The 13,758-nt window shown below is 55.1% G+C and carries 11 protein-coding genes; 10 read left to right on the forward strand and 1 reads right to left on the reverse strand.

Annotation, left to right across the window (positions count from 1 at the left end):
- The first annotated feature begins 17 nt into the window (after window positions 1-17).
- The 8 genes from NH461_RS19835 (at window position 18) to NH461_RS19870 (ending at window position 8,717) form a co-directional block, all read left to right on the forward strand.
- Window positions 18-974 carry a LysR family transcriptional regulator gene (locus tag NH461_RS19835; RefSeq protein ID WP_261604321.1) on the forward strand — a complete coding sequence of 319 codons (957 nt, stop codon included), beginning with the start codon at window positions 18-20 and terminating at the stop codon, window positions 972-974.
- A 186-nt stretch (window positions 975-1,160) separates the two neighbouring features.
- Window positions 1,161-2,594, forward strand: coding sequence for an ethanolamine permease (gene eat, locus NH461_RS19840; RefSeq protein WP_261604322.1), 1,434 nt, complete (start codon window positions 1,161-1,163; stop codon window positions 2,592-2,594).
- A 132-nt stretch (window positions 2,595-2,726) separates the two neighbouring features.
- Window positions 2,727-4,094 (forward strand): glutamine synthetase family protein, encoded by a 1,368-nt coding sequence (locus tag NH461_RS19845; protein ID WP_261604323.1) that lies wholly within the window; start codon window positions 2,727-2,729, stop codon window positions 4,092-4,094.
- An 11-nt stretch (window positions 4,095-4,105) separates the two neighbouring features.
- Window positions 4,106-5,494: an aldehyde dehydrogenase family protein gene (locus tag NH461_RS19850; RefSeq protein ID WP_261604324.1), complete on the forward strand. Its 1,389-nt coding sequence runs from the start codon at window positions 4,106-4,108 to the stop codon at window positions 5,492-5,494.
- 116 nt (window positions 5,495-5,610) lie between these two features.
- Complete coding sequence (locus tag NH461_RS19855; protein WP_261604325.1) at window positions 5,611-6,780, forward strand: iron-containing alcohol dehydrogenase; 1,170 nt, start codon at window positions 5,611-5,613, stop codon at window positions 6,778-6,780.
- An 11-nt stretch (window positions 6,781-6,791) separates the two neighbouring features.
- Complete coding sequence (locus NH461_RS19860; protein WP_261604326.1) at window positions 6,792-7,502, forward strand: glutamine amidotransferase-related protein; 711 nt, start codon at window positions 6,792-6,794, stop codon at window positions 7,500-7,502.
- 192 nt (window positions 7,503-7,694) lie between these two features.
- Window positions 7,695-8,060, forward strand: coding sequence for a VOC family protein (locus tag NH461_RS19865; RefSeq protein ID WP_261604327.1), 366 nt, complete (start codon window positions 7,695-7,697; stop codon window positions 8,058-8,060).
- Window positions 8,061-8,156: 96 nt separating this feature from the next.
- Window positions 8,157-8,717, forward strand: a complete 561-nt coding sequence (locus NH461_RS19870; protein ID WP_261604328.1) for a DUF6817 domain-containing protein — start codon at window positions 8,157-8,159, stop codon at window positions 8,715-8,717.
- Window positions 8,718-8,971: 254 nt separating this feature from the next.
- Here NH461_RS19870 and NH461_RS19875 read toward each other — a convergent pair whose 3' ends face one another.
- Entirely contained in the window at window positions 8,972-10,483 is a 1,512-nt protein-coding gene (locus tag NH461_RS19875) for a CoA-acylating methylmalonate-semialdehyde dehydrogenase (protein ID WP_261604329.1), read from the reverse strand.
- Between the two features lie 636 nt (window positions 10,484-11,119).
- Between NH461_RS19875 and NH461_RS19880 the strand changes: the two genes are divergently transcribed.
- A complete protein-coding gene (locus tag NH461_RS19880) occupies window positions 11,120-12,133 on the forward strand; it encodes a sugar ABC transporter substrate-binding protein (protein WP_261604330.1) in 1,014 nt (337 codons plus the stop codon).
- Between the two features lie 81 nt (window positions 12,134-12,214).
- Complete coding sequence (locus NH461_RS19885) at window positions 12,215-13,708, forward strand: sugar ABC transporter ATP-binding protein (RefSeq protein ID WP_261604331.1); 1,494 nt, start codon at window positions 12,215-12,217, stop codon at window positions 13,706-13,708.
- Window positions 13,709-13,758: the final 50 nt, after the last annotated feature.

The raw sequence follows: 13,758 nt of genomic DNA on the forward strand, positions 1-13,758 counted from the left end.
AGTACAGGAACGCTATTTTGAAAGGATTCGGATTCGATCTCCGGGCGCTGGAGGTCTTTGTTACCACCGCCCAGGCCGGCAATATGACGCTGGCCGCGAACCAGCTCAGACTCACCCAATCTTCAGTCTCGCAAACTATCTCCGCCCTCGAAAGCAATCTCAATGTTGCGCTGCTTGATCGCAGTGTCCGCCCAATGGAACTCACCGTGGCCGGCCGGTATTTTTATGATCAGTCGTGCCATTTGCTGTCGCAGGCCGAGAAAACCCACCAGGTAATGTCGAAAGGTGATTTTCAGAAACTCCATCTGCTGCGCGTGGCTATGGTCGACTCCCTGGCGACCTCGCTGGGCCAGCCGCTGGTCGAAGTCATCAAACGGCATACCGAAAGCTGGACCATCAGCACCGGGCGCTCCCACATGCATGCCCAGGCCCTGCTGACCCGACATGTCGACATCATTATTTCCGATGATGCCCTGGAAGATAACGCTTTTCTCAGCCGCCACCGCATCCTGCGCGAGCCCTTTGTGCTGGTGGTGCCCAGCCGGTTGGCCAAGTCTTATCCGTCGTTCCATCATCTGCTGCGAGAGCTTGATTTTGTCCGCTATACCAGCGACTCCCTCATCGGCACCACCATTGAACGCTACCTGCGGCGGCTGGATGTCAATGCCCCTTCGCATATGCAGCTGGATAACACCTTCGCCGTGCTCTCCAGTGTCGCCGCCGGTTTAGGCTGGACCATCACCACCCCACTCTGCCTGTTTCAGAGCGGCTTAACCCGCGACAAACTGACCTGCCTGCCGCTCCCGGCCGATGAGCCCCTGCACCGTAATCTGACCCTGGTCAGCCGCCCCAACGAGCTGGGGAAACTCCCGCAAATCCTTGCCGGAGACAGCCGCCAAATCATGACCGAAAAATTCCTGCCGGGCGTCTTACGCGAGCTACCCTGGCTGGAAAAAGAGCTAACAGTCGGCTAAACCCGCCCCAGCAGAAGCGCTGATGCACAGCCGTCCGGGGCACTTCTGCTGATCACTATTAAAAAAATTAATAGCTCATTGTTAGCGTAATTAATTGTTGTTGCGGTCAATAGAGCGCCGCCTTTATGTTAAGAACTTGTAACACGAAGTGCGATTGACTCTATTCACCGTTCATAAGGAAATGTTATGTCTAACAGCAATAACCGAGCAGTCGAAAGTGAAGCAGGAACTGACGACTATTTGAGTAAGCGTCAGTTAAAAAAAGGCGTGGCCGGCTGGGTCCTTCTCGCCAGCCTCGGCGTCTCATATGTGATTTCCGGTGATTTCGCCGGATGGAACTTTGGTCTGGAGCGCGCAGGTTTTGGGGGCATGCTGTTAGCCACCATCATCATGGGCCTGATGTACATGTGTCTGGTTCTCAGTCTGGCTGAAATGTCATCCTCCATCCCGACCGCCGGGGGCGGCTACAGTTTTGCCCGCCGCGCCCTGGGTCCGCTGGGGGGCTTTCTCACCGGCACGGCAATCCTGCTGGAATACGCCATTGCACCCGCCGCCATTGCCATATTCATCGGCGGTTACGTCAACGAGCTGATCGGCATCGACGGCCCTGTGGTGTATGCCGGGTTTTACTGCGTCTTCGTCGGGATCCACCTCTGGGGTGCCGGAGAAGCGCTGCGCATTATGATGGGGATTACCGTACTCGCCGTCATTGCGATTGTCGTGTTTGTCCTGGGGATGTTGCCGCATTTTGATGTCAATAACCTTTTCACCATCCCAGCAAACCCGGATGTCGCCGGTGCCAGTGCTTTCCTGCCTGAAGGGTATGTCGGGATCTGGGCTGCGCTGCCATTTGCCATGTGGCTGTTCCTGGCTGTTGAAGGGGTGCCACTGGCCGCCGAAGAAGCCAGTAACCCGGCCAAGGATATGCCACGCGGCATCATTGCTTCGATGGTCATTCTGCTGATCTTTGCCGCTGCTGTCCTGTTCCTGGTCCCGGGTGGTGCGGGTGCCGAAGCGATGAAATCACACAGTGCGCCGTTGGTGGGAGCGTTGCAGTTTGTCTACGGCGCCGATTCCATGGCCGCCAAGTTCGTCAACATCGTCGGCCTGTTCGGTCTGATCGCCAGCTTCTTCTCCATCATCTACGCCTACTCGCGTCAGGTGTTTGCCCTGTCCCGCGCCGGTTATCTGCCCCGCTTCCTGTCGCTGTCCGGTGAGCGCAAGGTGCCGGTCTGGGCACTGATTGTCCCGGGGATCCTCGGCTTTCTGCTTTCACTGACCGGCGAAGGTGACCTGATGATCACCATGGCTGTCTTCGGTGCCACGGTTTCTTACGCCCTGATGAGCCTGTCGCACATCATCCTACGCCGTAAAGAGCCACAGCTGGCGCGTCCGTACAAAACACCGGGCGGTACCCTGACTTCAGGTATTGCGCTGGTGCTATCGCTGATTGCCCTGGCATCGACCTTCGTGGTCAGCACCCAGGCCGCCCTGTGGTCAGCCCTGTTCTATGTCGTCATGCTGACGTACTTCTTGCTCTACAGCCGCCACCGCATCGTGGCCAACGCGCCAGAAGAAGAATTTGCCCTGATTGCCAACGCAGAATCAGAGCTGAGTTAATCCAGGACAACAAACAACAACATTAAATAAGGCGCGGCGCATGGAAGCCGAACCCAGAAAGTTTCCGCGAGCGCGCCTTCACCAACAGTCACACTGGCTCAGGAACGAGCCCTCAGAACGATAGAGGTACACATGGAACCAAGAGACGTAAAGACAATCGCAGATGCGATGGCAATTGTGGAAGAGCGCCAACTGACCCATATTAAAGTCGGGATCTTTGATAATGACGGGATCATGCGCGGCAAGTACATGTCGAAGGCCAAGTTCTTCTCTTCCCTGGAAAACGGGTTCGCGTTTTGTGACGTTGTTTTAGGGTGGGATTCCAAAGATCAGCTGTACGACAATACCCAATACACCGGCTGGCATACCGGCTATCCGGATGCCCCGGTACGCATTCTGCCGCACACCTGTCGTGAGGTATTTGAAGAAGACGGCATGTTGTTGTTTATCGCCGAGTTCGACGGCGAAGCCGCCAAAGTCTGCCCACGCGGTGCCCTAAACCGCATTCAGGAAAAAGCGGACGGCATGGGCTTTGAAGCCTTTGCGGCGCTGGAATATGAATTCTTCATGTTTAATGAAACCCCGCATTCGGCGCGTGAAAAAGGTTTCCGTAACCTGCAGCCGATCACCCCGGACTGGTTCGGCTATTCGATGATCCGCAACTCCGTCCATGCCGATCTCTACCAGGCGATTCTGGGCATGGCCGAACAAATGGACTTCCCAATCGAAGGGATCCACTCCGAAACCGGCCCCGGCGTGCTGGAAGCCGCTTTGGCCGTCGACAGCGCCGCTTCAGCTGCCGACAAAGCCGCCCTGTTCAAAACCTTCATGAAGGTCCTGGCCCAAAAACGTGATTTGATGGCCACCTTCATGGCCAAGTGGTCCGGTGACTACCCAGGCCAGAGCGGCCATATTCATGTGTCGCTGAAAAACAAAGACGGTTCTTCAGCGTTTTACGACAGCACGCAGCCCAACACCATGAGCAAACTGCAGCGCCACTTCCTGGCCGGGCAGCAACGGCTGATGCCGGAGTTCCTGTGTCTGATTGCACCAACCATCAACAGCTACACCCGGATGATCCCCGGCTTCTGGGCGCCGACCCACGCGACCTGGGGCGTTGAAAACCGCACCACTGCCCTGCGCGTGATCCCGGGCTCAGAAAAATCCCAACGGATCGAGCACCGCCTCGGTGCTGCCGATGCCAACCCGTATCTGTCGCTGGCCGCTGCACTCGCTTCCGGTCTGTACGGCATCATGCAGGAGTGGGAGCCGGGCGAGCAGGTGATCGGCAATGCCTATGATCAGCAACATGCGCCAGAATTAGAATTACCACGCACACTGTGGGAAGCCGCGCAACGCTTCAAGCAATCCGAGGCCGCCCGGACCATGTTCGGCGATGAGTTCGTTGATCACTTTGCCGCCAGCCGAGAGTGGGAAGAACGCGAATTCAGAAAGCATGTCACCGATTGGGAAATGGACCGTTACTTCGAAATCATTTAAGGAAGCGCATCATGACAACCATGCAACACACAGTCTCGCCGGTGGACGGCAGCGTGTATGTCAGCCGTGAGCTGGCAACCCAACCCGAAATTCAGCGCACGCTGGACAATGCCCAGCACGCACAAAAAAGCTGGGCGGCCACCGCCCTCACCGAGCGTCAGGCGATTTGCAGCAAAGCTGTCGACTGGTTTGAAGCCCATAAAGATGAAATCGGTCAGGAGCTGACCTGGCAAATGGGCCGTCCGATCCGCTATACCGCCGGTGAAGTCGGCGGTCTGGCCGAGCGAGCCCGTTATATGATCGAAGCCAGCGATCAGGCCCTTGCGCCGCTGGTGCTGCCGGAAAAACCCGGCTTCACCCGCTACATCAAACGTGAGCCGGTCGGCGTGGTCTTGGTGATCGCCCCCTGGAACTACCCGTATCTTACGGCGGTCAATGCCATCGTTCCGGCGCTGCTGGCGGGCAACAGCGTGGTGCTGAAGCATTCGGCGCAAACGCCGCTGTGTGCCGAACGTTTCGTTGAGGCGTTCAAAGCCGCCGGATTACCGGATGGCGTGTTCCAGTACCTGCATCTCAGCCATGATGACACCCAATCCATCATCCAGTCTGATGAAGTTAATTACGTGGCGTTCACCGGCTCGGTTCAGGGCGGTGCCCATGTCGAGCGCGCCGCCGCCGGGCGCTTTATCGGCGTCGGGCTGGAACTGGGCGGCAAAGACCCGGCCTATGTACGTGAAGATGCCGATCTGGATGTCGCAGTCGAAACCACCATTGACGGTGCATTCTTCAATTCAGGCCAGTCCTGCTGCGGGATTGAGCGCATTTACGTGCATCACAGCCGCTATGATGCATTTGTCGACAAAGCCGTGGCGCTTGTGAAGCAATACAAACTCGGCCGCCCGGACGATCCGGAGACCACGCTGGGCCCTGTGGTGCGAACCGGTGCCGCCGATTTCGTTCGTGGCCAGATCCAGGACGCGGTGGCGCAGGGCGCGATTGCCCACATCGATGAAACCCATTTCCCGGCCAGTGAAGCTGGTACACCATATCTGACACCGCAGGTGCTGACCAACGTAGATCACAGCATGCGAGTAATGCATGAGGAATCATTCGGCCCGGTGGTTGGGATCATGAAAGTCGACAGTGACGCGCAGGCGATTGCATTGATGAACGACAGTGATTTTGGCCTCACCGCCAGCATCTTTACCAACGACATCCCGACTGGGGTCGATCTGGGCGAGCAACTGGAAACCGGCACCTTCTTTATCAACCGGTGTGACTACTTGGACCCGGCGCTGGCCTGGACCGGGGTGAAGCAATCCGGCCGCGGCTGCACCCTGTCGCAGCTCGGCTTCGATGCCTTTACCCGGCCGAAGTCATTCCATATCAAACAGCTTTAATCACGTTCGGTTTCACTAAAGCAAAGCAAAGCAACTGAACCAAACGACAGCAGAATAAAATGATCATATAAGCCGCCGCGCTGAACCGGTGTCAGCGCGGCGACAAGGAGAGCCTCATGCAATTGCAAGGAAATTGGAACTATCCGACCGCCATCTCCGTGGGCGAAAACAGTCTGAACCAAATTGGCCAGGCCTGCCGACAAGCAGGGATCACCAAAGCGCTGCTGGTGACCGATCCGGGCCTGGCCGAGTTACCAATGGTGGCTAACACCGTCTCACTGTGCCGTGACGCCGGCATTGGATGCGAGATTTTCAGCCGCGTCCAGGGTAATCCGACCGGCGAGAACGTCGAGGATGGCCTGCAAGTGTACCGTCAGGGTGGCTTTGACGGCGTCATCGCTTTTGGTGGCGGCTCCAGTCTGGATGCCGCCAAAGCTATTGCTCTGATGGCTGGTCAATCCCTGCCTCTATGGGCATTTGAAGATGTCGGTGATAACTGGCTGCAGGCCGATGAAGCCGGGATCGCGCCGGTCATCGCCATTCCGACCACCGCAGGCACCGGCTCTGAAGTCGGTCGTGCGTCGGTGATCACCGACACCCAGAACCATGTCAAAAAGATCATCTTCCATCCGAAGATGCTACCGGTCAAAGTGTTGCTCGACCCGCAGGTAACCACCGGCTTGCCGCCCCATATTACCGCCGCCACCGGGATGGATGCTCTGTCACACAACCTCGAAGCCTTCTGCGCCACCAGCTACCACCCGATGGCCGAAGGGATCGCCCTTGAAGGGATCCGCCTGATTAAAGACTACCTGCCGATCGCGGTTACTCAGGGCGATAATCTGGAAGCACGCACCCAGATGCTGGTCGCTTCGAGCATGGGGGCGACTGCTTTCCAACGCGGCTTGGGCGGCATGCATGCCATTGCCCACACGCTGGGCGCTCTGTACAACAAGCACCACGGCCTGTTAAATGCCATTCTGATGCCTTACGTGCTGGTGGCCAACCGCAGTGTGATTGAAGACAAAATCACCAATCTGGCCCGCTACCTGAATTTAGACAACCCGGGCTTTGATAGCTTCATGACGTGGATCCTCGACCTGCGCGCCGAGCTGAAGATCCCGCATACCCTGGCGGAGATCGATATCACCATTGAAGAAGCCCAACGTGTGGGCGAGATGGCCGTGGCCGACCCTTCCGCAGGCGGTAACCCGATCCAATTTTCAGCCGCCGAATACAGCCGCATCTTTACTGATGCCGTGATGGGGCGACTGACTGAATCTTAGGAGGAATGGACGTGAAGATCGGAATCTTACAATGTGACGACGTCACAGCCGAGCTGCAACCGCAACATAACAACTATCCGGCGATGTTTAAGTCGCTATTACACCAACAGGATGAAACGCTGGAGCTGGTCTTCTACCGGGCGCTGGACGGGGAATTACCGCAAGATGTAGATGAATGCGATGTCTATATGACCACCGGCAGCCGCCACAGTGTCAACGACCCGTTTCCCTGGATTGATGACTTGCTGGGATTCATTCGCGAGTTGCATCAGCAGCAGAAAAAGCTGGTCGGGATCTGTTTTGGCCACCAGCTGATTGCCAAGGCGCTGGGCGGTGAAGTAATTCAGGCGCCTCAGGGCTGGGGCGTTGGCGTCGCAACGCATGAAATGCGGCAAACACCGGACTGGCTCAATGAAGGGACCACCGTCCCGGAAACCCTGTCGCTGGTCGTCAGCCATCAGGATCAGGTGGCCAAACTGCCGGAACATACCCAGGTGCTTGCCGGCAGTACTTTCTGCCCGAATGCGATGATCCAGGTCGGGCAGCACCTGCTCGGGATTCAGGGCCACCCGGAGTTCAGCAAAGCCTACTCGAAAGATCTGATGCACTTTCGCCAGCACCTGCTGCCGCCTCAGGTCCTCGACGACGGCCTGACTTCGCTGGCAAAACCGGTCGACAGCGAACGCGTCACCGGCTGGATCCTCGACTTCCTGCGGGCATAATGCAGCGAACGAGATCATAGGTACTCCCTCATCCGCCAATGGACCAATATCAAAAAACACTGAGCGCACCGGCGCTCAGTGTTTTCTAAGTTCGATCGCACATACACCACCGAAATTATCCCCCATGTTTACTATGCATCGCAATGCGTTATAGTCTGATACTCATTTCAGTGAAAACCATGGTCAGCGCCAATGAAAAATCTTAATCCGATTGAAATCAAAAGTTTTGTCCCGGCAAAAGACTTTGAATGCTCCAAACGTTTCTATCAAGCCTTAGGGTTTGAGCTGGCCTCAGAATTCGGGGACGTGGCCTATTTCAATAAAGGCCACTGCGCTTTTCTGTTACAGGACTTCTATGAGCCAAGCCACAGTCAAAACTTCATGATGCACTTGCTGGTTGAAGATGCCCAAAGCTGGTTCGAGCATGTTGAAAGTCTGGATTTAGCGGCGCAATTTGACGCCAAAGTCACCCCGCTGGTGCATCAGCCATGGGGCATGCTGGAGTTTTGTATCATCGACCCCAGCGGCGTGTTATGGCGTATTGCAGAAAATCAGTAAGCCTTTCCAGCATGGTCATCTACGGGAGCTTTCGGCAACCAGATTCGATAAACGCATGACCAAAACCACTCAAAAGAACGATCAACAGGAACCGTCATGGACAGACAATTTGAACAGCTCCGGGCCCTGGGTGCCGGAGATTTTCAGCATTTAAATGGCTCCTTGATTGCCCATCTCAAAGAGACTGAATCGATCCTGGCGAGCTGGGGAGCCGATGAAACGTTACGCGTCGCCGGGCTATACCACGCCGCTTACGGCACGGCAGGATTTCAGGAAAACATGGTCTCCCTCACCCGGCGCTCAGAAATCGCCATGATTATCGGCGAGGCGGCTGAAGCCCTGGTGTATTTATATTGCTCATGCGATCGGGACTCCGTTTTCCCGCAGTTTTCTTGCTCGCAAGATAAACCCATCGTATTTAAAGACCGCTTTACCGGCACCCGCTTCCCGTTAACCGATGAGCAGGCCAAACCCTTTTGCGAACTGACGGTCGCCAATGAGCTGGAGCTGGTTTACGCAAGCGAATCGTTTAAACAGCAGTATGGTGCGGAGTTGTTCAGTTTGTTTGAGGCCATGACCCCTAACCTCAGCGACAAGGCAACCGCAGCATATCGGGCTGCTCTTGCCGAGTTTGCAGTACCTCTCCAACCGGACTGATTTTCAGGCGTCATCACAAAAGCAGCCCCGGTGGGGAAGCACCGGGGCTGCTTTGTCTCGAACTATCAACACAAAATGTGAAGAACAGTCGTTATACCAATCAAAGTAAGTCAGTGTTCAGAAATAGCGCAGGAAAAATGTTTGAGAACCAGGCAAAATTTTGAGAGCAGTCGTGATGCTACAATCAAAAATTCTAACGCAGTTATCGAGCATTTTAACAAGCTAGGATGACCCTTGATTGACTGCGATTGGTATTAATCCATGGTTGGCATGGTAAACGCGCTGGCGTGCTGCTCCAGACGAACACTTGCCGGCCAGCGGCTGGTGACCGTTTTCATTCGGGTATAGAAACGCACGCCGTCATTACCGTGTACATTGAGCGGGCCAAAGACCGAACGTTTCCAACCACCGAAGCTGTGGAATGCCATCGGGACCGGAATGGGGACATTGATCCCAACCATGCCGGCCCACACGTCTTCACTGAACTGACGTGCCGCTTCACCATCGCGGGTAAAGATCGCAGTCCCGTTGCCGTACTCATGGCGATTGATCAGCGCAAGCGCCGTCTGGTAATCCGGCACCCGTACCACCGCCAGCACCGGACCAAAAATTTCTTCCTGGTAAATGGTCATTTCCGGAGAGACATTGTCGAACAGGGTCGGACCGACAAAATAGCCCTGCTCATGACCCGCAACCGACAGATCGCGACCATCGACCAGCAAGCTTGCCCCCTGCTCGACGCCCGAGGCAATGTAATCACAAATTTTAGCCTTGTGCTGCTCGGAAATCACCGGGCCCATGTCGTTTTCCGGACCGTCCACGATCCCCGGTCCGACACGCATCGCATCAATGTGACCACGTAGTTTTGCCACCAGCTTGTCTGCGGTTTCATCACCGACGGCAACCGCAACAGACAACGCCATGCAACGCTCACCGGCAGCCCCGAAAGCAGCGCCCATGATAGCATTCGCCGCCATATCCAGATCCGCATCCGGCATCAGAATACAATGGTTTTTTGCCCCACCCAGCGCCTGGCAACGCTTGCCATGGGCAGAAGCCGTGCTGTAAATGTATTCCGCAATCGGCGTCGAGCCGACAAAACTGACCGCCTGTACACGCGCGTCGGTCAGCAGCACGTCGACCGCTTCTTTATCGCCATTCACCACGTTGAAGACGCCATCCGGCAGACCGGCCTCCTGCAGCAATTCCGCCAGCGCCATGCCCAGCGACGGATCTTTTTCCGAAGGTTTCAGCACAAAGGTATTGCCGGTAGCCAGCGCAATCGGGAACATCCACATCGGCACCATCGCCGGGAAGTTAAATGGGGTGATCCCCGCACAAACCCCCAACGGCTGCATCAGCGAGTGGCTGTCGACGCCGGTGCCGACATTGGCAGAATGCTCCCCTTTTTGCAGATGCGGGATCCCGCAGGCAAACTCAACCACTTCCAGGCCACGGGTCAGTTCACCCACAGCATCGGAATACACTTTGCCGTGCTCGTTGGAGATAATACGGGCCAGCCGATCTGTATTTGCTTCCAGCAGCGCCTTGAATTTGAACATGATCCGGGCACGCTTCAGCGGCGAAGTTTTCGCCCACGCCGCAAAGGCCTGATCAGCCGCTGCAATGGCTTCAGCCGTTTCTTGTGCAGAACTCAAGACCACTTGGCGGGTCTGCTCGCCTGTCGCCGGATTAAAAACCGGAGCAAAACGCTGGCTATGACTTTCGCTGATCCGACCGTTGATGAAGTTCTGAATTGTTTCCATTGATTCGCTCCTAAATTACGTCTCTCGCTTCCAAGCAGCTCAGCATCATGCTCAGTCAATCAGATGGCCAAGCCGGTGCGCTGTTTGATGATTTTCTCAACATCACAAGACAACCGAGGCAGGTCTGCCCCGAATCATGACTTGGCACGACTATACGAAATGTTTATTTCATTTTCAATATTAGACAAAACAATTAGAACACAAAAGTCGCAGAACCTTCTCACGATCACACATTGAACACAGACGGGTTCTGAATCAGGTTTGAGTGGCATGGCGGTGGCCGTCGCCGAATATCGACTGACATCCATCCCGACAGAGCGCCAATTCAGCAGCTCATTTTGAAACGTTCAAAATCAATAATTTAGGATTAATTCATCGATTCATCATACGTTTCAAACCGATCTGGTTAACATTTTTAACATAAAAATCACACTTGATGTGGTCATCAAATCGCCAGCGGCATATAGTTCAAACCATAAAACAGAACAAACGTTTCGTTTTTGAATTATTTAAATTAACCATGTTAATTTCATTTTCAGAAGGAAACATGGGTAACAAAAAGATCCAAAACAAAAATTTTATTCCAATAACTAAACAACCCATACCGGGGTAAAAACCGGTGCCAAGGAGGCTTTCATGCTATCTGCTTTATGGAAAAACGCTCGCCCGACCGGGCTTCTCAAAACGTTGAAACACTGGATCCGCCAGCCCGCAAAAGGGATAGGTGCTGCCTTGTGTCTTAGCGCCTTAGTGGCCCTGACCGGGTGCGGCGAAGAAAAAGCGCAGGACGATACCATTCGCATCGGCGTTGCAATTCCCAACTTTGATGACACCTTTATCGTCTATATGAAAGATGCCATGAACGACTATGCAGCCACCCTGGATGGCAAAGTCGAGCTCACCATCGTCGATGCCAAGGAAGATACGGCCAAGCAACTGGGTCAGGTCGAGAACTTCATTGTCCAACAGATGGACGCCATTGTGGTGGTGCCGGTAAACACCGACGCCACTCAGCCGATGACCGATCGCGTGACCAAGGCGGGTATCCAGCTGGTCTATGTCAATCGTCGCCCTTCCTACCTGCCTGACGGGGTTTACTATGTCGGCTCGGATGAAAAGAAATTCGGTGAAACCCAGGCTCAGTACGTCAAAGACACAATGGACAGCGCCAATATCGGCATTCTGATGGGCATGCTGACCCAGGAAGCTTCCCTGAAGCGCACCGAAGGGATCGAAGACTTCTTTGCCCAGGATGCCGCTTTCAGCGTCACCCGTAAGCAAACCGGCCAGTGGCAGCGAGCACTGGGCATGTCAGTCACCGAAAACTGGCTCAACGCCGGCGACAAGCTGGATGTGATCCTGTCGAACAATGACGACATGGCTTTAGGGGCGATTCAGGCGCTACAGGCTGCCGGCAAACTGAAAGGCACCCTGGTGGTGGGAATTGATGCGACACCGGATGGGCTGATGGCCGTTGAAAACGGCACCCTGGATGCAACAGTATTCCAGGACGGTGGCGGTCAGGCCCGCGGCGCCATTGACGCGGCCATCAACGCCGTCGAGCAAAAGCCATTCGACAAAATCACCTGGATCCCGGCAGAGCTGATCACCCAAGAGAACTTAGCTGCGTTCAAGGCGAAGAAAGGCTAACTCCCGCTCTCAATCACATCCTCTATTTACAGATTATCCCTGTCTGGCATCAGGCAGGGAACAACACTCGGAGTACTGAGAATGAGCCAGGTTTTACTGGAAATGCGGGGGATCACCAAAACCTTCCCCGGCGTCAAAGCCCTCGACAATGTCCAGCTGACCCTGCGGGAAGGCCGCGTGATGGCGCTGATGGGGGAAAACGGTGCAGGCAAATCAACCCTGATGAAAGTGTTGTTTGGCATCTATCAACGTGACAGCGGTACCATTCGTTATCAGGGCAACCCGGTTAACTTCACCGGTGCCAGGGAATCGCTGGAAGCCGGAATTTCTATGATCCACCAGGAGCTGTCGCCGGTGCTGCACCGCAGCATCGCGGAAAATATCTGGCTGGGACGTGAGCCCGTCAAAGGCCCGCTCCGCCTGATCGATCACGCCAAAATGTACCGGGATACCGAAGCCTTGCTCCGGACGCTGGATTTAAACCTGGATCCGCGCACACCGATGAGCGAGCTGACGGTTGCCACCATGCAGATGGTCGAAATTGCCAAAGCAATTTCCTATCACTCCAAGATTATCATCATGGATGAGCCGACTTCTGCCCTGACTGACAAAGAAGTTGCTCACCTGTTCGAGATCATCGAGCGGCTCAAGGCCCAGGGCGTCGCCATGGTGTATATCAGCCATAAAATGGATGAAATATTCCGTATCTGCGATGACATCACCGTCTTTCGTGACGGCACCTTTATCGGCGAACGGGAAGCCAGCCAGACCAACCATGATGAGCTGGTGCAAATGATGGTGGGACGGGATCTGGGAGACGTTTTCCCGCCGCCGACCGCCATTCCGGGAAAAACCCGCCTGGCGGTTAGCAATTTGTCATCCGACGGTGCCTTTTCCGGGATCAATTTCGAGCTTAAGGAAGGAGAAATTCTCGGCATCGCCGGCCTGGTCGGTGCCGGTCGAACCGAACTGATTGAAACCCTGTTCGGGGTCCGTGCCAAGCATAGCGGAGACATTCAAATCAACGGCGAAACCGTCGAGATTCGCAACCCCCAGGATGCCATCGGCCACAAAATGGCATTTCTAACCGAAGACCGACGCCACTCCGGGTTGTACCTGATGCTGGATATTTTCGCCAATACGTCCATTGCCCACTTAGATGCCTATCGCCACTCGCTGCTTAATGTGCTCGATGTCCGCAAGATGCGTCGGGACAGTGAAGATCACTGTCAGCAGCTGAAGGTGAAAACCCCGAATCTACAGGAAACCATCGATAACCTCAGCGGCGGCAACCAGCAAAAAGTGCTGCTGGCACGCTGGATGCTGACCCAGCCGGATATCTTGTTCCTCGACGAACCGACGCGCGGTATTGATATTGGCGCGAAATCAGAAATCTATAAGCTGATGCGCCTGCTGACCGGAATGGGTAAAAGCCTGGTGATGATCTCCTCGGAATTACCGGAAGTCATGGGCATGAGTGATCGCATTCTGGTGATGCATGATGGCAACCTTAAAGGCGAAATGACCGGCAGCGAAGCCACCCAGGAAAAAATTATGTCGATGGCGCTGAACTAACCGCCTCTCCCATTTTTGTCTCTACGGAAGATCGTCCGATATCCATTCAA

It is taken from the genome of Photobacterium sp. TY1-4 (assembly GCF_025398175.1).
GTDB lineage: Bacteria > Pseudomonadota > Gammaproteobacteria > Enterobacterales > Vibrionaceae > Photobacterium.